The organism is Curtobacterium sp. MCPF17_031 (genome assembly GCF_003234035.1).
GTDB lineage: Bacteria > Actinomycetota > Actinomycetes > Actinomycetales > Microbacteriaceae > Curtobacterium.
This window is the reverse complement of the sequence record NZ_QKSG01000001.1, coordinates 620,040-640,253: the sequence shown is the minus strand read 5'-3', so window position 1 is coordinate 640,253 and position 20,214 is coordinate 620,040. Positions and strand designations below refer to the sequence as shown.

Annotated in this window: 20 protein-coding genes, 3 tRNA genes, 1 rRNA gene and 1 pseudogene; 22 read left to right on the top strand and 3 right to left on the bottom strand. The window is 69.2% G+C overall.

Going from position 1 to position 20,214, the window contains the following annotated elements; translation table 11 throughout:
• Window positions 1-286: 286 nt before the first annotated feature.
• From rrf to DEJ31_RS02975, 12 genes and pseudogenes are all read left to right on the top strand, one after another.
• Window positions 287-403, top strand: a 5S ribosomal RNA gene (gene rrf / locus DEJ31_RS03025).
• Window positions 404-528: 125 nt separating this feature from the next.
• A complete protein-coding gene (gene gltX / locus DEJ31_RS03020) occupies window positions 529-2,016 on the top strand; it encodes a glutamate--tRNA ligase (RefSeq protein ID WP_111121162.1) in 1,488 nt (495 codons plus the stop codon).
• A 5-nt stretch (window positions 2,017-2,021) separates the two neighbouring features.
• Entirely contained in the window at window positions 2,022-2,945 is a 924-nt protein-coding gene (locus DEJ31_RS03015) for an NAD(P)/FAD-dependent oxidoreductase (RefSeq protein ID WP_258366096.1), read from the top strand.
• Window positions 2,946-2,988: 43 nt separating this feature from the next.
• Window positions 2,989-3,060, top strand: a tRNA-Gln gene (locus tag DEJ31_RS03010).
• Window positions 3,061-3,239: 179 nt separating this feature from the next.
• Entirely contained in the window at window positions 3,240-3,530 is a 291-nt protein-coding gene (locus DEJ31_RS03005; protein ID WP_110902009.1) for a zinc ribbon domain-containing protein, read from the top strand.
• 197 nt (window positions 3,531-3,727) lie between these two features.
• A complete protein-coding gene (locus tag DEJ31_RS03000) occupies window positions 3,728-5,011 on the top strand; it encodes an ABC transporter substrate-binding protein (protein ID WP_110902010.1) in 1,284 nt (427 codons plus the stop codon).
• Window positions 5,012-5,167: 156 nt separating this feature from the next.
• Window positions 5,168-6,142, top strand: coding sequence for a carbohydrate ABC transporter permease (locus DEJ31_RS02995; protein ID WP_110902011.1), 975 nt, complete (start codon window positions 5,168-5,170; stop codon window positions 6,140-6,142).
• Between the two features lie 62 nt (window positions 6,143-6,204).
• Complete coding sequence (locus tag DEJ31_RS02990) at window positions 6,205-7,041, top strand: carbohydrate ABC transporter permease (RefSeq protein ID WP_258366105.1); 837 nt, start codon at window positions 6,205-6,207, stop codon at window positions 7,039-7,041.
• Between the two features lie 2 nt (window positions 7,042-7,043).
• Complete coding sequence (locus tag DEJ31_RS02985; RefSeq protein ID WP_258366095.1) at window positions 7,044-7,307, top strand: hypothetical protein; 264 nt, start codon at window positions 7,044-7,046, stop codon at window positions 7,305-7,307.
• Window positions 7,308-7,325: 18 nt separating this feature from the next.
• A pseudogene (locus tag DEJ31_RS17505) lies at window positions 7,326-7,457 on the top strand (helix-turn-helix domain-containing protein); the annotation flags it as partial.
• Between the two features lie 27 nt (window positions 7,458-7,484).
• A complete protein-coding gene (locus DEJ31_RS02980; RefSeq protein ID WP_309147268.1) occupies window positions 7,485-8,336 on the top strand; it encodes a substrate-binding domain-containing protein in 852 nt (283 codons plus the stop codon).
• 121 nt (window positions 8,337-8,457) lie between these two features.
• Complete coding sequence (locus tag DEJ31_RS02975) at window positions 8,458-9,090, top strand: MBL fold metallo-hydrolase (protein ID WP_111121160.1); 633 nt, start codon at window positions 8,458-8,460, stop codon at window positions 9,088-9,090.
• Here DEJ31_RS02975 and DEJ31_RS02970 read toward each other — a convergent pair.
• The gene (locus DEJ31_RS02970; protein WP_111121159.1) at window positions 9,080-9,907 is read right to left on the bottom strand and encodes a DUF72 domain-containing protein; all 828 of its coding nucleotides are present in this window, start codon (window positions 9,905-9,907) and stop codon (window positions 9,080-9,082) included. The genes DEJ31_RS02975 and DEJ31_RS02970 overlap by 11 nt on opposite strands.
• A gap of 118 nt (window positions 9,908-10,025) precedes the next feature.
• Between DEJ31_RS02970 and DEJ31_RS02965 the strand changes: the two genes are divergently transcribed.
• Window positions 10,026-10,101 (top strand) — tRNA-Glu (locus tag DEJ31_RS02965).
• 50 nt (window positions 10,102-10,151) lie between these two features.
• Window positions 10,152-10,227, top strand: a tRNA-Glu gene (locus DEJ31_RS02960).
• An 82-nt stretch (window positions 10,228-10,309) separates the two neighbouring features.
• Here DEJ31_RS02960 and DEJ31_RS02955 read toward each other — a convergent pair.
• Window positions 10,310-11,848, bottom strand: coding sequence for a glycoside hydrolase family 76 protein (locus DEJ31_RS02955; protein ID WP_111121158.1), 1,539 nt, complete (start codon window positions 11,846-11,848; stop codon window positions 10,310-10,312).
• A 134-nt stretch (window positions 11,849-11,982) separates the two neighbouring features.
• Between DEJ31_RS02955 and DEJ31_RS02950 the strand changes: the two genes are divergently transcribed.
• From DEJ31_RS02950 to DEJ31_RS02930, 5 genes are all read left to right on the top strand, one after another.
• Window positions 11,983-13,290, top strand: coding sequence for a glycoside hydrolase family 125 protein (locus tag DEJ31_RS02950; RefSeq protein ID WP_258366094.1), 1,308 nt, complete (start codon window positions 11,983-11,985; stop codon window positions 13,288-13,290).
• Complete coding sequence (locus tag DEJ31_RS02945) at window positions 13,287-14,270, top strand: carbohydrate ABC transporter permease (RefSeq protein WP_111121157.1); 984 nt, start codon at window positions 13,287-13,289, stop codon at window positions 14,268-14,270. The genes DEJ31_RS02950 and DEJ31_RS02945 overlap by 4 nt, the downstream gene beginning before the upstream one ends.
• On the top strand, window positions 14,267-15,205 hold the full coding sequence (locus DEJ31_RS02940) for a carbohydrate ABC transporter permease (RefSeq protein ID WP_111079230.1): 939 nt from the start codon (window positions 14,267-14,269) through the stop codon (window positions 15,203-15,205). Before DEJ31_RS02945 ends, DEJ31_RS02940 begins: the two co-directional genes overlap by 4 nt.
• Window positions 15,206-15,270: 65 nt before the next feature.
• The gene (locus DEJ31_RS02935; RefSeq protein ID WP_111121156.1) at window positions 15,271-16,527 is read left to right on the top strand and encodes an ABC transporter substrate-binding protein; all 1,257 of its coding nucleotides are present in this window, start codon (window positions 15,271-15,273) and stop codon (window positions 16,525-16,527) included.
• Window positions 16,524-17,579, top strand: a complete 1,056-nt coding sequence (locus DEJ31_RS02930) for a glycoside hydrolase family 76 protein (RefSeq protein WP_111121155.1) — start codon at window positions 16,524-16,526, stop codon at window positions 17,577-17,579. The genes DEJ31_RS02935 and DEJ31_RS02930 overlap by 4 nt, the downstream gene beginning before the upstream one ends.
• On the opposite strand, the gene DEJ31_RS02925 is transcribed toward DEJ31_RS02930, so the two are convergent.
• Window positions 17,533-18,663 carry a GntR family transcriptional regulator gene (locus DEJ31_RS02925; RefSeq protein WP_181427342.1) on the bottom strand — a complete coding sequence of 377 codons (1,131 nt, stop codon included), beginning with the start codon at window positions 18,661-18,663 and terminating at the stop codon, window positions 17,533-17,535. The genes DEJ31_RS02930 and DEJ31_RS02925 overlap by 47 nt on opposite strands.
• A 116-nt stretch (window positions 18,664-18,779) precedes the next feature.
• Here DEJ31_RS02925 and DEJ31_RS02920 point away from each other — a divergent pair, with 116 nt between their 5' ends.
• The 3 genes from DEJ31_RS02920 to DEJ31_RS02910 are packed head-to-tail and all read left to right on the top strand — an operon-like array spanning window position 18,780 to window position 20,208.
• On the top strand, window positions 18,780-19,238 hold the full coding sequence (locus tag DEJ31_RS02920; protein ID WP_111121154.1) for a CrcB family protein: 459 nt from the start codon (window positions 18,780-18,782) through the stop codon (window positions 19,236-19,238).
• On the top strand, window positions 19,235-19,609 hold the full coding sequence (crcB, locus tag DEJ31_RS02915) for a fluoride efflux transporter CrcB (protein WP_110902016.1): 375 nt from the start codon (window positions 19,235-19,237) through the stop codon (window positions 19,607-19,609). The genes DEJ31_RS02920 and crcB overlap by 4 nt, the downstream gene beginning before the upstream one ends.
• Window positions 19,606-20,208, top strand: a complete 603-nt coding sequence (locus DEJ31_RS02910) for a histidine phosphatase family protein (protein WP_110902017.1) — start codon at window positions 19,606-19,608, stop codon at window positions 20,206-20,208. Before crcB ends, DEJ31_RS02910 begins: the two co-directional genes overlap by 4 nt.
• The last annotated feature ends 6 nt before the right edge of the window (window positions 20,209-20,214 follow it).

Below are 20,214 nucleotides of genomic sequence, written 5' to 3'. Positions count from 1 at the left end.
TACTGGGTTGATAGGCCGGATGTGGAAGCGGGGACTAACGACCCGTGGAGCTGACCGGTACTAATAAGCCGAAGACTTGACACACACTTTTTTCCTGACCCCTTCGGGGGTTGGGGCTCGCGTCCACTTTGTGGTTCCCGACAGACGATCGGGAATCAAACTGAATAGTTCAGCTACCCCACCGGTGTGGGGTGTCGACAATCCGTTTTGCGGGTTGCAGGCACCAACCCGTTGCTGGGGGATGGCTGGAACCTGTTTGATCCGGAAATGATCGGGTCGATGGTGTTCCGGTGGTCATAGCGAGAGGGAAACGCCCGGTCACATTCCGAACCCGGAAGCTAAGCCTCTCAGCGCCGATGGTACTGCAAGGGGGACCTTGTGGGAGAGTAGGACGCCGCCGGACTTCTTTTCATGAAAACCCCTGACACGGGGAGCATCCGCTCCCCATGTCAGGGGTTTTCTGCATTCCAGCTGCTGTCCATTGCCACCCGCCAGTCGGCCGGGAGGTCGCGGTAGGATCAGGGCGTCATGACAGCGCCATTCTCTTCTGCCACCGGTTCCGACGTCCGCGTCCGGTTCTGCCCGTCGCCCACCGGGACGCCGCATGTCGGCCTGGTCCGTACCGCCCTGTTCAACTGGGCCTACGCCCGCCACACGGGCGGCAAGCTGGTGTTCCGCATCGAGGACACCGATGCCGCCCGCGACAGCGAGGAGTCCTACGCCCAGATCATCGAGGCACTGCGGTGGCTGCAGCTGGACTGGGACGAGGGCGTCGAGGTCGGCGGACCCCACGGCCCGTACCGGCAGTCCCTGCGCGCCGAGGTGTACGCGGACGCCATCGCACAGCTCACCGCAGCGGGGCACGTCTACGAGTCGTACGTCACGCCCGAGGAGATGGAAGCCCGCAACGTCGCGAACGGTCGTGACCCGAAGCAGGGCTACGACAACCACGAGCGCGACCTCACGGACGCCCAGCGCCAGGCCTTCCGTGACGAAGGCCGTGCGCCGGCGCTGCGCCTGCGCGTACCGGACCGCGACCTCAGCTTCCAGGACCTGGTCCGCGGTGAGATCACCTTCCCGCAGGGCTCGTTCCCGGACTTCGTCGTGGTGCGGCCGAACGGCAAGCCGCTCTACACGTTCACGAACCCCCTCGACGACGCGCTGATGGGGATCACGCACGTCCTCCGCGGCGAGGACCTGCTGTCGTCGACGCCGCGGCAGATCGCGCTGTACGAGGCGCTCCACGAGATCGGTCTCGCCCGGTTCATCCCGCAGTTCGGCCACCTGCCGTACGTGATGGGGGAGGGCAACAAGAAGCTCTCGAAGCGGGACCCCGAGTCGAACCTCTTCCACCACCGGTCGAACGGCATGGTGCCCGAAGGACTCGTGAACTACCTGGCGCTGCTCGGGTGGTCGATCGGCCCCGACCGCGACGTCTTCTCGATCGACGAGATGATCGCGGCGTTCGAGGTCACGGACGTGAACCCGAACCCGGCGCGCTTCGACCACAAGAAGGCCGAGTCGATCAACGGCGACCACATCCGCCTGCTCGATCCCGCTGACTTCCGTGGCCGGCTCCGGCCCTACCTCACGGAGTTCCTCGAGGAGCCGGCGACGGCCGAGCAGGAGCGCGTGCTCGAGCTCGCGGCCCCGCTCGTCCAGGAGCGCATGCAGCTGCTCAGCGAGGCACCCGCGATGCTCGGCTTCCTGTTCACCTCCGACGACGACCTGGTGGTCGAGGACGACGCCCTCGCATCCCTCAAGGGTGACCCGGCCCCGGTGCTCCAGGCCGGCATCACCGCACTCGAGCAGCTCGACGACTGGTCCACGGCCGCCATCGAGCAGTCCCTCCGGACGGCGCTCATCGACGGCCTCGAGCTGAAGCCCCGGGTGGCGTTCGGTCCGCTGCGCGTCGCGGTGTCCGGTCGTCGGATCAGCCCGCCGCTCTTCGAGTCGATGGAGATCCTCGGCAAGCAGTCCACGCTCGCGCGTCTCCGTTCCCTCGCGGCACGCTGACGTCCGTGGTCGACGTCGTCGTCATCGGCGCGGGTCCCGCGGGGCTCAGCGCTGCGCTGAACCTGGTGCGCGCGAGACGCACGGTGCTGCTCCTCGACGCGAACCGCCCGCGGAACGCCGCGACCCTCCGGTCGCACGGGTTCATCACACGTGACGGCATCTCGCCCCTCGAGCTGCGGAAGCTCGGGCGGGACGAGGTCGCCGGGTACCCGGAGGCGACGGTCACGCAGGCCGTCGTCGACCGGGTCTGGCAGACCGACGGCGCCTGGAACGTGCACGGCACTTGGCGTGGCGCCGAGGTGGTGGCCACCGCCCGTGCCGTGGTGATCGCCACGGGCCTCCGTGAGTCGTTCCCCGCACTGCCGTCGCTCCGGGCGTTCTACGGCACCGACGTCCACAGCTGCGTGGAGTGCGACGGGTACGACAAGGCCGGAGCGCCGCTGGCGTTCATCGGCGAGACCGACGACGTGGTCGACCGCGCTCTGCTCGTCGGGTCGTGGACCGACGACCTCGTCGTCTTCACGAACGGGGTGGCTCCGGTGTCCAAGACCGGGCGTGCACGCCTGGTCGCGGCCGGTATCCGCATCGACGAGCGTCCGGTGGCGGACCTGGAGGGTGACCGGAGCGGCATGACCGGGGTGCGGCTGGCCGACGGGGACGTGGTACCGCGTTCGGGCGCCTTCGTCCGGCCCGAGTGGCACGCGGACCTGGACTGGGTCGACGCGGACCTCGACCGCGACGAGCTGGGCTTCGTGCGGGTGGACCGGCTCGGTCGGTCGAACCTCCCCGGACTGTACGCGGTCGGGGACGTCACCCCGCCGGGGCCCGAGCAGCTCATCGTCGCGGCCGGACACGGTGCGTCGACCGCGGCGGCCGTGCACCGTGACCTGGTCGGTGGTCTCGGAGACCTCCGGGATGCTGTACAGTAGTTGATCGTGCCCCGGACAACGGGGCGCAGGGCTGCAAGGCCTTTGGGGTATGGTGTAATTGGCAACACAGCGGTTTCTGGTACCGTCGTTCTTGGTTCGAGTCCAGGTACCCCAGCAGTTGGACACACGAAAGCCCCCGGGAGACCGGGGGCTTTTGTCGTCTCGGGGCGGCCCGCTCGGGGTCGCGCGCACCGGCTCCGGCTCCCCGACTGTGGGCTATCGTCGTCGGACGAGGGTGGACACCGCGCCGCCACGCCCGGACACCGTTCGGGCGCGCCACGAGCAGGGGGCCCCATGATCATCTTCGGCAGCCGCACACGTTCCGCCCTCGCCGGGGTGCTGTTCTTCGCCTGCACCCTCTGCGGGTCGACCGCAGCGCAGCGCCTGCACCGACTGCGGACCTGGTTCACGCTGTTCTTCGTGCCGGTGTTCCCGTTCGGGCACGGACGGTACGTGCTGCAGTGCGCGTACTGCGGCGGCCAGTCCTCGATGCCCCGTGAGGGTGCCGAGCGCTTCATCGCCGACAGCGAGCGTGCCCAGCAGGCGCACCTGGCGCAGGAGACCCTGCCGCCGACAGGCGCCTGATGCGCCGGCAGCCGCAGGTGGCTGGAGCACTTCGACGGCTGTGTAACGCTCCGGTCACGGTGCTGGTGCAACCGGTTGCACGACCCCCGTCCGGGGCGTAGCGTCCTCGCTCAGCAGGCAGCGTCGCCTGCTCCAGTGCAGCGTCGCCGGGCACGGTCCGGCGACGCTCCTGGTGATCTCGATGAGGAGACAACGCTGTGAAGAACACACGTGCGAAGGGCCGCGTGGCCTCGATCGCAGGGATCGCGGTCGTCGGCCTGCTGCTCGCGAGCTGCTCGAGCGGGAGTTCGGCCTCGGACGACGCGAAGGGCGGCCAGGACAGCCGCGGGCCGATCACCTACGTGCAGGGCAAGGACAACTCGAACGTCGTCCGCCCGCTGATCGCCAAGTGGAACAAGGCCCACCCGGACGAGAAGGTCACCTTCAAGGAGCAGTCCGACCAGGCAGACCAGCAGCACGACGACCTGGTGCAGCACTTCCAGGCGAAGGACGACAACTACGACGTGGTCGACGTCGACGTGGTGTGGACCGCCGAGTTCGCCGCGAAGAGCTGGCTCACGCCGCTCACCGGCGACATGGCGATCGACACGTCGAAGCTCCTGCCGTCGACGGTCAAGACCGCGACGTACAACGACACGCTCTACGCGGCACCACAGACCTCCGACGGCGCCCTGCTGTACTACCGCAAGGACCTCGTGAAGACCCCGCCGACGACGTGGGACGAGATGATGCAGGACTGCTCGATCGCGAAGGACGCCGGCATCGGCTGCTACGCGGGGCAGTTCGCGAAGTACGAGGGGCTGACCGTCAACGCCTCCGAGGCGATCAACGGCGCGGGCGGCGCGGTCCTCAACGGCAGCGGCAAGCCGGACGTCGACACCTCCGACGCGAAGGCCGGCCTGCAGAAGCTCGTCGACGCCTTCGAGAACGGCAACATCCCGAAGGAAGCGATCACCTACCAGGAGGAGCAGGGCCGTCAGGCGTTCGAGGACGGCAAGCTCCTGTTCCTGCGCAACTGGCCGTACGTGTACAGCCTCGCGAAGACCGACGGCTCCAGCAAGGTGAAGGACACCTTCGGCATCGCCCCGATCCCGGGGGCCGACGGCGTCGGCGCCTCGACCCTCGGTGGTCACAACGCCGCGATCAGCGTCTACTCGAAGCACAAGGCCACCGCGCACGACTTCCTCGAGTTCCTCATCTCCAACGACACGCAGAAGTTCTTCGCGACCCAGGGCTCGCTCGCCCCGGTCGTCGGTGACCTGTACACGGACGAGGAGCTCACGGCGAAGCTGCCGTACCTCCCGACGCTCCTCGAGTCGATCAAGTCCGCGGAGCCGCGTCCGGTGACGCCGTTCTACCCGGCCGTGACCAAGGCGATCCAGGACAACACCTACGCCGCGCTCAAGGGGTCCAAGTCCGTCGACGCCGCCATGCAGGACATGCAGGCGGCCCTCACGTCGGCGACCGACGGCGGCAACTGACACCGAGGGCGGCTCAGGCCGCCTGCTGACGGGAGGGTCGTGGTCACGCGACCACGGTCCTCCCGTCCTCCCTCTGTGCGTTCCCGACACCGGCAAGGAGGCCGTGACGTGTCAGCAGCAACCGAGATCCCCGCAGCGATCCCCGAACCCCAGGGGATGGAGCCGCCGAAGCGGCGCAAGGGCGGGCTCAACGCCGACCACGGTCGGTGGGCCGTGTACCTCATCGGCCCCACGCTCGTGCTCCTGGCGATCGTCATCGGCTACCCGGTCGTCAGTGCGGTCATCCAGTCGTTCCAACTCGACCAGGGACTGGACAAGGCCACCGGCCTGTTCGTCGAGGGCGGCTTCGCCGGCGTCACGAACTACGTGCACTGGCTCGGACAGCAGTGCGGCACCGCCGCCTGCCCGCCCGGCAACCTCGGCTCCCAGTTCTGGACGGCGTTCGGCAACACGTTCTTCTTCACGGTCGTGACCGTGGCGCTCGAGACCGTCATCGGGCTCTGGATGGCCATCATCATGAACCGCGACTTCAAGGGCCGCGCCCTCGTACGTGCCGCGATCCTCATCCCGTGGGCCATCCCGACCGCCGTCACCGCGAAGCTCTGGTACTTCATCTTCGACGCGAACGGTGTGCTCAACCACGTCATCGGCCACCAGGTCCTCTGGTTCTCCGACGAGTGGGCCTCCCGCTTCGCCATCATCATCGCCGACACCTGGAAGACCACGCCGTTCATGGCGCTGCTCATCCTCGCCGGGTTGCAGCTGATCCCGGACGAGGTCTACGAGGCCGGGAAGATGGACGGCGCCTCGACCATGCAGCGGTTCGTCAACATCACCCTGCCGCTCGTGAAGCCGGCGCTGATGGTCGCGATCCTGTTCCGCGTGCTCGACGCCCTCCGGATCTACGACCTCATCGCGATCATGACCGGTGGTGGTGGTGGTTCCGGGAACGCCACCGTCTCGCTGTCCGTGCTGGTCGTCGACCAGATCCGGCAGGGCTTCAACTCCGCCTCGGCACTGTCCACCATCACGTTCGTGGTCATCTTCGTCGTCGCGTTCATCTTCGTCCGGTTCCTCGGCGCGAACGTCGTTCAGACCCAGGCAGCACAGCAGAAGGGCGAGCTCAAGTGACCCTCGCAGCAGACCGTCTCCACATTCCCGCCGAACGTGCTGGCGCACGCGGCGATGTCCGGGTGAAGCGCCACGCGGGGCCGAAGCTCCGCACCGGCATCCAGGCCGCCGTCATCGCCTTGTGGTGCCTCCTGCCGTTCTACTGGATGATCGTCACGTCCTTCCGCGACGTCGGCTACACGTTCGACCCGACGCCGTTCTTCACCCATGTGACGCTCGACAACTACGCGACGGCGTTCTCGACGGCGCTCGGCAACCACCTCGGACGCGCGCTGCTCAACAGTGTGTTCATCGGTGCCGTCGTCACGATCATCGCCCTGCTCGTCGGCACGACCGCCGCCTACGCGCTGGCCCGGCTCGAGTTCCGCGGCAAGTCCCTGATCGCCGGCGCGATCCTCGCCGCGTCGATGTTCCCGGGCGTCGCGCTGATCTCGCCGCTGTTCCAGCTGTTCACCGACATCGGGTGGATGGGCAGCTACCAGGCGCTGATCCTGCCGAGCATCTCGTTCGTGCTGCCACTGACGGTCTACACGCTGGCGTCGTTCTTCCGGGAGATGCCGTGGGACCTCGAGGAGGCCGCCCGCATCGACGGTTGCACCCGCGTCCAGGCGTTCCGACGGATCATCCTGCCGCTGGCCGCACCGGCCGTGTTCACGACCGCGATCCTGGCGTTCATCTCGTCCTGGAACGAGTACCTCATCTCGTCCCAGCTCTCGAGCGACGCCACCCAGCCGGTCACGGTCGCGATCGCGTCCTTCGCCGGGTCGCAGCCGCACCAGGAGCCGTACACCGCGGTGATGGCGGCGGGCACGATCGTCACGATCCCGCTCGTCATCCTGGTGCTCGTGTTCCAGCGACGCATCGTGGCCGGTCTCACCGCCGGTGGCGTGAAGGGCTGACCGTGGCACAGCGCGCACCGCTCCGGCCCACGTCCCGGATCGAGGAGGCCATCGGGTTCGTCGGGTGCTTCGGACTGCTGTTCTTCGGCGTCACCGTCTTCTGCGAGCTCACCGGGCGGCCGGCGCTCGCGTGGGCGCTCACGCTGCTCGGGACCGTCGTGGCGATCGTCCTCCTGGACCGGTGGCGACGGCGGGTACTCCGGCGGACCGACGCCGCTGCCCAGCCGGACCAGCCGGCGGTCGCGACGCGCGCGGCCGGCCGCTGACGAGCCTCCCGGGACGATCCCGTGGGGATCCAGGAGATCGCGCAGGCGACCGGGCTGTCGAAGGCGACGGTCTCGCGAGCGCTCCGCGGTCTGCCGACGGTGGCCGGGACGACCATCGACCAGGTCCGGCGGGTCGCCGACGAGCTCGGGTACGTCCCGAGCTCGGCGGCGGCGGGCCTGGCCACCGGTCGCCAGCGCGCAGTCGGGGTCGTCCTGCCGGTGATCGACCGCTGGTTCACCGTGAAGGCCCTGGGCGGCGTCGACGCTGAACTCCGAGCCGCCGGCTACGACCTCGTCCTCTACAACCTCGGCGGACCGGGTGGTGATCGGCATCGGGCGTTCCGGCGCGCGATGCTGCGACAGCGCGTCGATGCGCTGGTGCTGATGTCGCTGGCCCTCGACGAGACCGAACGCCGCGAGCTGCAGGTCAGCGAGCTGCCGACGGTCGTGATCGGCGGGCCGGCGCACGACCTACGGAACGTCGGTGTCGACGACCACGAGGTGGCTGCCCTGGCGGTCGTCCACCTCACCCGACTGGGACACCGCGAGGTCGCCTACGTCGGCGGGCAGGACGAAGCCGGCCTCAGCGTCGCCGTGCCCTACCGACGCCGGGACGGGTTCACCGAGGCGATGGTGTGCGCTGGAGTCCCGGTCCGTCGCGACTGGTACGCCGACGGTCGGTTCTCGTTCGCCGGCGGGGTCGCGGCGGGGACCGCGCTGCTCGACGTCGCGGCCCCGGACCGGCCGACCGCGGTGGTCTGCGCCTCGGACGAGATGGCGCTCGGCGTCGTGGTCGCCGCACACCGGCTCGGGCTCGACGTGCCGCGGGACGTGTCCGTCACCGGCGTCGACGGGCACGAGTACGGCGAGGTCCTCGGCCTCACGACGGTCGCGCAGGACCCGGAGGCGCAGGGGCGCGTGGCCGCACGGGCGGTCGTCCTGGAGGCCCAGGGTGCGTCCCCGGGGCCCCTCGCGCCGTCCGCCGTGCGGCTGGTGGTGCGGCAGACGACCACGCGGCCGTGCCGGTGACCGGGTCGCCCAGCGGGCGAGCGTCCCGCACCGAGCAACCGGTGGCGGGCGCCCCGTGACCGGCATCCGGGGGTCGGCTTCGGCTGGTCGGCGTCGGGGAGGCCGGCGTAGCCTCGGTCGCATGCTGGTCACGAAGCTCGAGCACGCCTGTCTCGTCGTCGAGCAGGACGGCGACCGCCTGGTCATCGACCCCGGCGCCTACACGCGCCCGGTCGAGGTGAGCGGTGTCGTCGCCGTCGTCGTGACCCACGAGCACCCGGACCACGGCACGGCCGAGCAGCTCGACCGGATCCTGGACCGGAACCCGGGCATCCCGGTGTTCGGCCCGGCCGGGGTCGCGTCGGCGCTGGCGGCGGCCGTCGAGGTGGACGTCGTGACGGACGGTGACACCCGGACCGTCGGGGCCTTCACCCTGTCGTTCCACGGCACGCGGCACCAGCTGATCCACTCGTCCGTGCCGGTCGTCGACAACACCGGGGTGTTCGTCAACAGCACGCTGCTCCACCCGGGTGACGCCTACATCGACCCCGGAGCACCCGTCGAGGTGTTCGCGGCACCGGTCGGGGCGCCCTGGCTGAAGATCGGTGAGCTGATGGACCACCTGCTCGCCGTCGCCCCACGACGGGCGATCCCGATCCACGAGGCCACGCTGTCCGACATCGGGTTCGCGGGGCACACGGACCGGATCCGGCAGGTCGTCGAGCCCGCGGGCGAGGTCGTCGTGCTCGCACCGGGGGAGTCGTTCACCGTCTGAGGGCCGGTAGCCCGAGCAGTCCGCCGAGCTCGAGTGCGTCCCACGGGGCGTGGCGTTCCGCGTCGTTGTCGAAGTACACCCAGACGTCGCGTCCGGCGGTGACGTGATGCCGGACCGTCTCCGCCCAGGTGAGCAGGGCCTCCCGGCCGTAGCCGTCGTGGTACGTGTGCGGCGCGCCATGGAGCCGGAGGTACGCGAGCGGCGCGTCGGTGTCGTGGACCAGGCGGGGGAAGTCGCCCGCGTGCGAATCGACGAGCGCGGTGCGGTGTGTGCGGAGGACGGCGAGGTGGTCCGGGGTGGTGGCGTCGGGGGAGCGGACCTCCAGGACGTGGTGGACCGGCAGTGCCGGGTCCTCCGCCGTGGTCGACGGCTCGACGACCTTCGCGTCGTGCCCGGCGGCGAGGGTGGCGGCCTCGCCGTGGGTGGCGGGCAGCAGGGCGAGGAACGCGTCGAGCACGTCAGGCGTCGGGACGACGTGCTCGGGGAGTTGCCAGAGCACCGGACCGAGGGTCGGACCGAGCTCCAGCGGCCCGGAGGCGAAGAAGTTCGCCAGCGCCGTGTCGACGTTCCGCAGCCGGAGCATGTGCGTCACGTACCTGCCGCCCTTCAGCGCGAAGCGGAAGTCCTCGGGGACCGCTGCACGCCAGGCCCGGTACCGCGACGGACGCTGCAGCGAGTAGAAGGAGCCGTTGACCTCGACCGTCGGGAAGTGCGTGCCGACGTGCTCGAGCCAGCGCCGCTTGGCGAGCGCGGCGGGGTAGAAGTCGCCGCGCCACGAGTCGTACTGCCAGCCGGACAGGCCGATGCGCACCGTCATCGACCCACCGTATGCCGACCCTCCGTGTGCCCTGGTCGGCATGGCGACACACCGGCGCGGACCCGGGCGTTTTGGCGCTCGCTCACACCCTGTGCCATACTTGTCGAGTTGTCGGAACGGCCCCATCGTACAGTGGCCTAGTACGCCGCCCTCTCACGGCGGTAACGCGGGTTCGAATCCCGCTGGGGTCACCACGAGTGACACACTCCGAACCGACACACGTCCCGATCCGGGACATCGCCGCGGCCCCATCGTATAGCGGCCTAGTACGCTGCCCTCTCACGGCGGTAACGCGGGTTCGAATCCCGCTGGGGTCACCACGCTCGAAGGCCCCCACCCATCAGGGTGGGGGCCTTCGTCGTCCTGGTGGCGGCCGTGTCGCCGTCGCCGTCGCTCTGTCGTTCAGAGCGAGACGGACACCGAGTCGAGGTTGACGTAGTTGCCGTTGCTGGCGGGCACGGCGATCGACAGGGCGTTCGACCCTGCTGTCAGCTGCACGGGCAACGTGACCGTGCTCCACGTCGACCACGATCCCGTCGCCGGCAGGGTCACGGTGGTCGCGGTCCCGCTGCCCACGCGGACGATGCGCGTCGCGGTCCCCGCTGCGGCCGCGTACCGGAGTGTCACGCTGTGTGTCCCCGCGCTCGCGACGTTGACGTGCGCCGTCGCCGCGGTACCTGCGGTGTTCCACCCGGCCAGGTAGCCGCGCCCGGTGTAGCCGGTACCGGTCGCTTCGGTCGGGATGCCCGGGTGGTCGATGTTCTCCGCCTGGTACACGCCGTCACCCTGCTCCACCACGGTCGAGCCGTCCGGTGTCGCCTGCTGCACGATCGCCACGGTGGCCGACGCTGCGAGGGACTGTTGCGGGGCGGTGCTGGTCGACGGGGTCGGGGCGGTCCAGTCCGGTCCGCCGATGCCCTCGGGCGAGACGTGCGCCGCTGCCTGCGATGCGTTCGCGGTGAGGACCGACTCGTACTGGGTCTGTCCGGCGTCGTCGATCAGGTCTCGGATGTCCCGGGTGAGGATGGCCTTGAACCCCTGCGTGTCGCTCGAGCCCTCGTTGAGGAAGGTACCGGCGACGGTCAGGTTCGCCACCGCCCAGTCCACGGCACGGGTGGCGTCGGTCAGGTACTGCTGGTCGTTCGTGAGCAGGTACATCTGCAGGGCGGCGCCGGCGTACTGGCCCTGGTTGTACGTCCAGTCGTAGTCGGTGAACTGCCCGGTGCCGCTGACGTGGTCGCGGATGTGCCCGTTCCGGTCGAAGTCGGTCTGCAGCCAGGCGAAGAGCCGCTCGGCCGTGTCCAGGTAGGTCGTGTCGCCGGTCGCCGCGTACAGCCGGAGCGCGGTCTGCACGGCGGTGCCGTTCGTCGCCACGTTCTTCTCGTTCTTGCTGCCGTCACCGACGTCGACGTTCTTCCACCAGATGCCACCGCCGTACGTCGTGTCCTCGTACTGCGCGATGAAGCCGAAGACCTCCTCCGATTCGTCGAGGAACCGCTGTTCCCCGGTCAGTTCGTACGCGCGGACCGCGCCACGGGCCCACCAGCCCATGTCGTCGTTCCAGTCGTTCTGCCGGAAGTCCGGGTACGCCGCCTGCCAGCCGTCGAAGACGTCGTCGATCATCTGCCGACTCGCCGCGTCGTGGGTGCGTTCGTAGCGGTCCATCACCGCCTCCCAGTTCTGGGCCTCCCACCAGTAGTCCGTGTACAGACCACCCTGCGGTCCGACCGCGTGCTCCTGGTGGACCTGGCGGTCGCTGTAGGTGGTGAAGTACTTCGCGTCCGCGTCCCAGTAGGTGGCGACGAACGCGTCGTACGCGTCGGTCGCCTGGGTGGTGGTCAGGGCGGAGGCTCGGCCAGGGTCGGTTGCGATGCCCACACCGGTGAGCGTGGCCGACGCGACGGCACCGGCCACGAGCAGGCTGACGAGTCTGTGCTGCATGGGATCTCCTTCGATCCGACCCTTGATCCGCCCTGCCCGGTGCAGGCGCAAAAAAGTATACTTGAACTACTTCTTGCGTGAATTGGGCCAATCAATATAGTTGGAGCAGTACCAGCGAAAGTCAAGGGAGCAACGTGGCTCAGATACATGCAGACCTCGTGGGCAGGGTCGCCCGGCAGGTCGAGGACCGGATGGGGTCCGACGTCGGCGCGGTGTTCGCGAACTGTTTCGCGAACACGCTGTCGACGACGATGACGGACATGCCGGACGGCACGACCTTCATGGTCACCGGCGACATCCCGGCGATGTGGCTGCGCGACTCGACCGCGCAGCTCACGCCGTACCTGCACTTCGTCGCCGAGGACGAAGCGCTGGCCGACACCATGGCGTCGGTGTCGCGGCGGCAGCTCGAGTACGTCCTCGTCGATCCCTACGCCAACGCCTTCAACCGCGCCCCCGATGGCGCCGGTCACACCGATGACGACACGGCGATGGACCCGTGGGTCTGGGAGCGCAAGTACGAGATCGACTCGCTCTGCTACCCGATCCGCCTGGCGTACGACCTCTGGGAGCGCACGGGGCGCACCGACCACCTCGACCGGTTCGCCGAGGTCGCTGCTGCGGCCATCGCGTTGTGGACCGTCGAGCAGGACCACGAGGCGGGCTCGCCGTACCGGTTCGAACGCCCCGACCCGCTGCTGCCGAGTGACACCCTCGTCCGCCAGGGCCGCGGCCCGCGCACCGCCCGGACCGGTCTGACCTGGAGCGCGTTCCGGCCGAGCGATGACGCGACGACGCTGGGCTTCAACATCCCGGGGAACGCCTTCGCCGTCACCGAACTGCGACACGTCGCCGTGCTCGCCACCGCGGTGCTCGACGACGCGCAGCTGGCTCGGCGGGCAACGGCCCTCGCCGACGAGATCGACGACGCCATCCGGACTCACGGCGTCGTCGACCACCCGGACCACGGCGTCGTCCTGGCCTACGAGGTCGACGGTACCGGCGGCGCCCTGCTCATGGACGACGCGAACGTCCCGAGCCTGTTGTCCCTGCCGATGCTCGGCTGGTGCGACCGTGACGACGCGCTCTACCGGCGCACCCGTGCCGCGGTGCTCTCGCCCACGAACCCGTACTGGTTCAGCGGTGCGACGGGCAGTGGCATCGGCAGCCCGCACACCCCCGGTCTCAACGTGTGGCCGATCGCACTCGCCGTCCAGGGGCTCACCGCCACCGACGCCGAGGAACGGGGCCACCTCCTGCAGCAGCTGTGCGCCACACACGCAGGGACGGGGCTCATGCACGAGTCCTTCGACGTCGACGACCCGACCACGTACACCCGTCCCTGGTTCTCCTGGGCGAACGCGATGTTCTGCGAGTTCGTGCTCGACCTCGCCGGCTTGCGCAGCGCTCCGGCACCGGTCCCGGAACGGAGCACCCGATGAGCGTCGTGACGACCCCCGAGGAGCAGGCCGTCGTCGCGGGTGAAGCCGACGGCGCCCTCGATTCCACACCTCCGAAGCGGCGCCGGACCGAGCGGGGAAGCGGCGTCAGTGCGACGCGCAAGCAGCAGACCCGCGCGGCCTGGGTGTTCCTCGCACTGCCGGGTGCGCTCTTCCTGCTGTTCACGGCGCTCCCGGTCGTCATCGCGGCTGTCGTGAGCCTCAGCGACTACGCCGTCATCGGGCCCCTCACCTGGACCGGTTTCGACAACTACGTCCACATCGCCTCCGACCCGTTCTTCTGGATCTCGCTCCGCAACACGGTGCTCTACACGGTGCTGTACGTGCCGCTCGGCCTGGTCATCGCGATGGCCACCGCACTGCTGCTGAACCGGAGCGCCCGGAGCGCGCGCGTCTTCCGCACGCTGTTCTACATCCCGGTCGTCTCGTCCACCGTGGCGACCGCGACGATCTGGTACTGGGTGCTCAACCCGCAGCACGGTCTGCTCAACGAGGCGCTCGGCTGGTTCGGCATCAACGGACCCGCCTGGCTCTACGACTCACACTGGGCGATGTTCGCGATCGTCATGATGAGCGTCTGGGCCGGCTTCGGCGGGAACATGATGATCTTCCTCGGCGGGCTGCAGGGTGTCTCGCCGGACCTCCGCGAAGCAGCACGACTCGACGGCGCCAACGCATGGCAGGTCTTCCGGTACGTCGTGCTGCCGAGCATCCGCCGCACCACGTTCCTGGTGTCGACGCTGCTCATCATCAACGCCTTCCAGGTGTTCGACCAGGCGTACGTCCTGACGAAGGGCGGTCCCGGCAACTCGACCGTGACGATCGTCTACTACATCTACGATCGCGGGTTCGGGTCCCTGCAGATGGGCTATGCCTCCGCGCTGTCGTTCATCCTGTTCGTGATCATCCTCGCGTTCTCCCTCGTCAACGCCCGCCTCACCAACAGGGACTCCGAACGATGACCACGACCGCCACTCCGACCGGATCCGCCAGTGCCCCGAGCCGCGACGGACAACAGCTCCGACGACGGGCCGCTGCCGTCCGCCGGACGAAGACGACCGCCTGGTGGATCGGCGTCTGCCTCGTCAGCATCGTCACCGTCGCACCGCTGATCTGGACACTCGCGACATCGCTCAAGCCCGCCGGCGAGATCCTCGCCCACTCGCTGTCCCTCATCCCGCAGCGCCCGACGGTCGACAACTTCGTGCAAGCCGTGACGACCGTCCCGTACGGCCGGTACTTCGTCAACTCGCTCGTCCTCGGCGTCGGAGGGGCAGTCGCCAACCTGTTCTTCGGCTCCCTCGCCGGGTACGCCCTCGCGAAGCTGCGGTTCGCCGGACGCCAGGCGGTGTTCATCACCTTCCTGTCGTCGCTCATGGTCCCGAGCATCGTCACGATGATCCCGACGTTCCTGATCCTCCGGCACTTCCCGCTGCTCGGCGGCAACGACCTCGGCGGCAACGGCGGACTCGGCCTCATCAACACGTACTGGGCAGTCATCGTCCCGGGAGCAGCGGGTGCGTTCGCGGTCTTCTTCATGAAGCAGTTCTTCGAGACACTGCCCGACGAACTCGGGGAGGCCGCGCGGATCGACGGTGCCGGCGAGTTCCGGATCTTCGCGGTGATCTACTTCCCGCTCACGAAGGCCGGGCTCGCCGTCCTCGGCCTGCTCAGCTTCCAGGCCGGCTGGAACAACTTCCTCTGGCCGCTGATCGTGCTCAACGACCCGAAGATGATGACCGTCCAGGTCGGGCTCGCCGGCTTCGTCAACAACTACACGACGAACTACGGCCCGTTGATGGCCGGGACGATCATCACGATGCTCCCCGTCCTGGTCGTGTTCATCCTCGCCCAGCGCTGGATCATCGAGGGCATCGCGCACGCCGGCACCAAGTAGTCCCCTCATCCACCCCGGGGAGTCGGCACGCTCGCCGCGCCCCGCACACCAGAAAGCACACGACAATGAAGTCACGCCACTTCCTCGGCGCGGCCGCGGCACTCGCTGCCGCCGCGCTCGTCCTCACCGGTTGCTCGTCCGGTTCCTCCGGTACCACGGGTGCCGGCGGCCGGCAAGAAGTCACCATGTGGGGCTCCTGGTCCGGTGACCAGGTCGATCAGATCAACACCATGACCAGTGCCTTCAACAAGGCGCAGACGAAGTACACGGTGAAGTACGTCCCGCAGGAACTCGTGGAGCAGAAGCTGCTCACCGCGATCGCCGGCGGGAAGGTCCCCGATCTCGTGCTCTGGGACCGGTACCAGACGTCCCTCTACGCACCGAAGGGCGCGTTGCAGGCGATCGACGACCGGGTCGAGGAAGACGGCGTCGACACCGAGGAGTTCTACCCGCAGGCACTGTCCGAGATGCGGCATGACGGCAAGCTCTACGGCCTACCGCTCCTGGTCGACAACCGGTCCCTCGTCTACAACGAAGACCTGTTCGCGAAGGCCGGCCTCACGCCGCCGACGACGTGGGACGAACTCAAGACCGACGCGCGAGAGCTCACCGTCATGAAGGGCGGGAAGCTGCAGCAATCCGGGTTCATGCTCAACGACCCCGGTCTGTTCTCGATGTGGCTCCAGCAGGCCGGCGGTCGACTCCTCAACAAGGACGGCACGAAGACCGCGTTCAACAGCCCCGAAGGCGTCGAAGTACTCGACTTCTGGAAGAGCCTGACGGACGACGGCGTGTACACGAACGGCTTCGGCGACAGCAACGACGTCTTCGCGGCGGGCCAGGCCGCCATGAAGTACGACGGACCGTGGGACGTGCCGAACCTCGAGAAGGCCGATGGCCTCAAGTGGGGCGTCACCGAACCGGTCGCCGGACCGAGCGGCGAGAAGGGTGCCGTGATGGGCGGGTTCGGTCTCGTGATCCCGACCGGCGCGCAGCAGTCCGACGGCGCCTGGGCGTTCGAGAAGTGGTGGGCGACGAAGCCCGAGAACGGTGTCGACTTCGCCAAGGTCTCCGGGTGGATCCCGGCCAACCGGTCCTCCGCCAACGACCCGTTCTTCACCGACGACCCGCGGTACGCCGGCTTCGTCAAGACGCTCGACTACGCCACCGTGCGGCCCGACGTCCCCGGGTACAGCGACGTCGAGGGCAAGGCACTCACCCCGGCGCTCGAGAAGTTCATGTCCGGCCAGCTGTCTGCCGAGCAGACACTCGCCCAGGCTGCGAAGCAGGGCGACCGCATCCTCCAGGAGAACCGCAAGTGACCGACACGATGACCGGCGTCTGGGCGGACCGCGCCGACCGCATGCAGGACAGCATCGAGCGCCTCTACGGAGCGCCGTGGCCGCAGTACCTCCACAACTCGTGGCCGGTGCAGGAAGCTGACGACAGCACGTTCAACTACTGGTGGCTCGCGCACCTCATGGACGTCCGTCTCGACGCGTTCGAGCGCAGCGGCGACCCGGTTCGACTCGAGCAGGCGCGGGCGGTGCACCGGAACATCGTCGAGCGGAACGGCGGCTCGCTGTTCAACGACTACTTCGACGACATGCTCTGGTTCGCCCTCGCGACCCTGCGGCTGCACGGCGCAACCGGGGAGCAGCAGTACCTCGACGACACCGTCGCCCTGTTCGACCACGTGGTGGAGCACGGCTGGAACGACACCGGCGGGACGAGCCTGGCGTGGCGCAGGCAGCAGCTCGCGTACAAGAACACCCCGGCCAACGGACCGCTCGTCATCCTCGGCGCACGGCTGCACCGGATCACCGGTGACGGCCGGTTCCTGCAGCACGCGGAGACGGCGTTCGACTGGCTGACCGACCACCTCGTCGACGCCGCCGACGGGTTCGTCGAGGACGGGGTCAACCGTGAGGGCGACGGCAGGGTGGACACGCAGTGGCGGTTCACCTACAACCAGGGGCTGTACGTCGGGGCCGCTGTCGAGCTGGCCGATCGCCGACCGGACGTCGACCTGCTCGCCGTCGCAGTCCGGACCGCACGGACCGCGGTCACCGAGCTGTCCGACGGTGTCGTCTTCCGCCAGGAGGGCGACGGCGGCGACGAGGGCCTGTTCAAGGGCGTGTACTACCGGTACCTCGGGCTCCTCCTGGAGCGGCTGCCGGACGGGGACGCCGACCGCGTCGCCCTGACGGCGTTCGTCCGTGCCAGCACCGACGCGCTCTGGGGGGCGTTCCCGGAGGAGCTCGACCGGCCTGCCGCCAACGACTGGACCGAGCGTCCCGTCGGCGCGGTGCCGTACTCGACGCAGCTCAGCGCCGCGATGGCGACCGAGTTGCGCGCCCGACTCGACCAGTAGGCGGCTGCGCAGTCGACGCGCCGGTCACCAGCTGCGCAGGCACGAGGATCTTCCGGGACCCGCTCTCGCCTCGTGCCTGCCGCAGCACCTGGGCCACCGCCTGACGTCCGACCCCGGGCTGGTCCTGCGCGATGTGCGTGAACCGGAACAGCTGGCGGTCGAATGTCGCATCCGGGTGGTCGAAGCAGACGATGGAGACGTCGTCGGGAACCCGCTTGCCCACCTGCTCCAGAGCGTCCCGGAGCAGCAGCGCGATGTTGTACTCGCCGGCGACGAACGCCGTCGCCTCGGGGTGGGCCTCGACGAACGCGACGAGCCGAGCGACGTCGTCCTCCGGGCGGTCCGTCGACCCCGGCAGTGTCGACTCGACGTCGTGGAACGCCAGCGCGTCGTCGAGCGCCTTGTCGTTCCGGGCGTGCGCACCGACCCAGCCGCGGCGACGGTCGTCGTTGGACGTCACCCGGCTGTCCGATGTGACGAGGGCCACCCGCCGGTGCCCGAGGCCGAACAGGTGCTCCGTCGCTGCAGCACCGGCACCGATGTTGTCCGTGGAGATGTCCGACACCGGGATGCCCTCGTACCGACGGTCGAGGATCACGACGGGGAACCCCGTGGGCAGGAGCTCGAGGACCCCCGGTGGGATGAACTCGGAGCTGCTCGGCAGCACGACCAAGCCCTGTACCCGTGCCGCCAGCGCGCGGATCGCCGCATCCTCGGCATCGTGGTCACCGTGGGTGCGCTTGACGATCACGTCGGTGTCGGTGCCGGCCTCGTCGAGCATGCCCTCGAGGACCCGGGTGCCGAAGGTGTCGTCGAAGTTGGTGAGGACCACCCCGACGTCGATCCGGTCGGTCGGCCGGAGACGTGCCGTCGGCTCGGTGCTCACGACGGTCGTGCCGACCCGTGGTCGCCGGGCGACGTACCCGTCCTCGCGGAGCATGTCGAGCGCTCGCCGCAGCGTGATCGCGCTGATGTCGTAGTGCGCCAGGAGGTCGGCTTCGGACGGCAGGCGCGCCCCCACGGGGAACTCTCCGGACCGGATGCGGGACCGGAGGTCTTCGAACGTCGACTGGTACAGCATCATCGGCTCCTCAATACGTACATTGATAATACGACAAGAGCAGATGAACGGGATGGATCCGCCCGAGAGTGCGAGAGCCGGCGGTACCATCGCGTCGGCAGGTCGGCGAGCGGAGACTCATGCGGGACACGGACGAAGCAGGCGGAGGTCGTCCTGCGCTGGACCCGCCGCCACACACCCGCTGGTCCCTCATCGCCCTCGTGGCGTTCGGCGGCGCGATCGGCACCGCGGTCCGGGCCGTGCTCGCCCAGGCGCTGCCGGCCGTCGACGGCATCAGCTGGACGGTCCTCGCGATCAACGTCGTCGGCGCGTTCTGCCTCGGCCTGCTGCTCGACGCCCTCGCCCGCCGGGGGCCGGACGTCGGACGACGTCGGGCACTGCGGCTGTTCGTCGGCACCGGTGTGCTCGGCGGGTTCACGACGTACAGCACGCTGGCCGACGACACCGCACGGCTGCTCGACGTCGGACGCTGGGCTGCCGGCAGCGGGTACGCGCTGCTGTCGGTCGTGCTCGGGCTCGCGGCGGTGGTCGCCGGGCTCGCGGTCGCGGGCGCGCTCACGAAGCGAGCAGCGCGATGACCGCCCTCACCCTCCTGCTCGTCGCGGTCGGCGGCGGTGTCGGCGCAGCGCTCCGGTTCGTCCTCGACGGGTTCCTCAAGGCCCGGGTGACGCGTTTCCCCATCGGCACGCTGCTGATCAACGTCACCGGATCACTCGTCCTCGGGTTCGTGACGGGCCTCGGGGAGTCCGGTGCGATCGCTGCCCCGATGGTCGCTGTGGTGGGGACGGGCATGATGGGTGGGTACACGACGTTCTCGACGGCGAGCGTCGAGACCGTGCAGCTCCTCCGATCCGGCAAGACCCGGCTCGCCGTCCTGAACGGCCTCGGGATGCTCGTCGTCTCGGTCGGCGCCGCTGCGCTCGGCCTCCAGCTCGGAAGGAACCCATGACCTCGGAACGCCCCGGCGAACTCGTCCTCGTCCGCCACGGAGAGACGGAGTGGTCGAAGAGCGGGCAGCACACCGGCCGCACCGACATCCCGCTGACGGAGAACGGTGTGGCCCAGGCCGAGCGCGCCGGTCGGTTCCTGGCGGACCGTGACTTCGCGCTGGCACTCTCCAGTCCGCTCGCCCGCGCCCGCGAGACCGCCCGCATCGTCGGCGTCGACCCGGAACTCGACGAGGACCTGTACGAGTGGGACTACGGCGCGTACGAGGGGCTGACGACGCCGCAGATCAAGGTCCAGCGGCACGGGCCGTGGGACCTCTGGACCGACGGGGTCCCGGCCGGCGACACACCCGGTGAGAACGCCGCCGAGGTACGCGTCCGCGTCGAGCGCGTGATCAACCGCGCCCGACCCGTCCTGGCCGAGGGGCAGGACGCCATCTTCGTCGCGCACGGGCACGTGCTGCGTGCACTCGGCGCCGCGTGGATCCGGCTGGCTCCGCAGGACGGCGCGGTGCTGAAGCTCGGCACGGCCACGGTCAGCACGCTCGGGTACGAGCACGGTCGACCGGTCATCGACGCCTGGAACATCACGCCGTCCTGAGGGTCG

What these genes read in the sequence shown, in the direction of transcription:
- gltX (WP_111121162.1), top strand. Translation starts at nt 529, where the DNA reads ATGACAGCGCCATTCTCTTCTGCCACCGGTTCCGACGTCCGCGTCCGG.
- DEJ31_RS03005 (WP_110902009.1), top strand. Translation starts at nt 3,240, where the DNA reads ATGATCATCTTCGGCAGCCGCACACGTTCCGCCCTCGCCGGGGTGCTG.
- DEJ31_RS02995 (WP_110902011.1), top strand. Translation starts at nt 5,168, where the DNA reads ATGGAGCCGCCGAAGCGGCGCAAGGGCGGGCTCAACGCCGACCACGGT.
- DEJ31_RS02975 (WP_111121160.1), top strand. Translation starts at nt 8,458, where the DNA reads ATGCTGGTCACGAAGCTCGAGCACGCCTGTCTCGTCGTCGAGCAGGAC.
- DEJ31_RS02970 (WP_111121159.1), bottom strand. Translation starts at nt 9,907, where the DNA reads ATGACGGTGCGCATCGGCCTGTCCGGCTGGCAGTACGACTCGTGGCGC.
- DEJ31_RS02955 (WP_111121158.1), bottom strand. Translation starts at nt 11,848, where the DNA reads ATGCAGCACAGACTCGTCAGCCTGCTCGTGGCCGGTGCCGTCGCGTCG.
- DEJ31_RS02945 (WP_111121157.1), top strand. Translation starts at nt 13,287, where the DNA reads ATGAGCGTCGTGACGACCCCCGAGGAGCAGGCCGTCGTCGCGGGTGAA.
- DEJ31_RS02940 (WP_111079230.1), top strand. Translation starts at nt 14,267, where the DNA reads ATGACCACGACCGCCACTCCGACCGGATCCGCCAGTGCCCCGAGCCGC.
- DEJ31_RS02935 (WP_111121156.1), top strand. Translation starts at nt 15,271, where the DNA reads ATGAAGTCACGCCACTTCCTCGGCGCGGCCGCGGCACTCGCTGCCGCC.
- DEJ31_RS02925 (WP_181427342.1), bottom strand. Translation starts at nt 18,663, where the DNA reads ATGATGCTGTACCAGTCGACGTTCGAAGACCTCCGGTCCCGCATCCGG.
- DEJ31_RS02920 (WP_111121154.1), top strand. Translation starts at nt 18,780, where the DNA reads ATGCGGGACACGGACGAAGCAGGCGGAGGTCGTCCTGCGCTGGACCCG.
- crcB (WP_110902016.1), top strand. Translation starts at nt 19,235, where the DNA reads ATGACCGCCCTCACCCTCCTGCTCGTCGCGGTCGGCGGCGGTGTCGGC.
- DEJ31_RS02910 (WP_110902017.1), top strand. Translation starts at nt 19,606, where the DNA reads ATGACCTCGGAACGCCCCGGCGAACTCGTCCTCGTCCGCCACGGAGAG.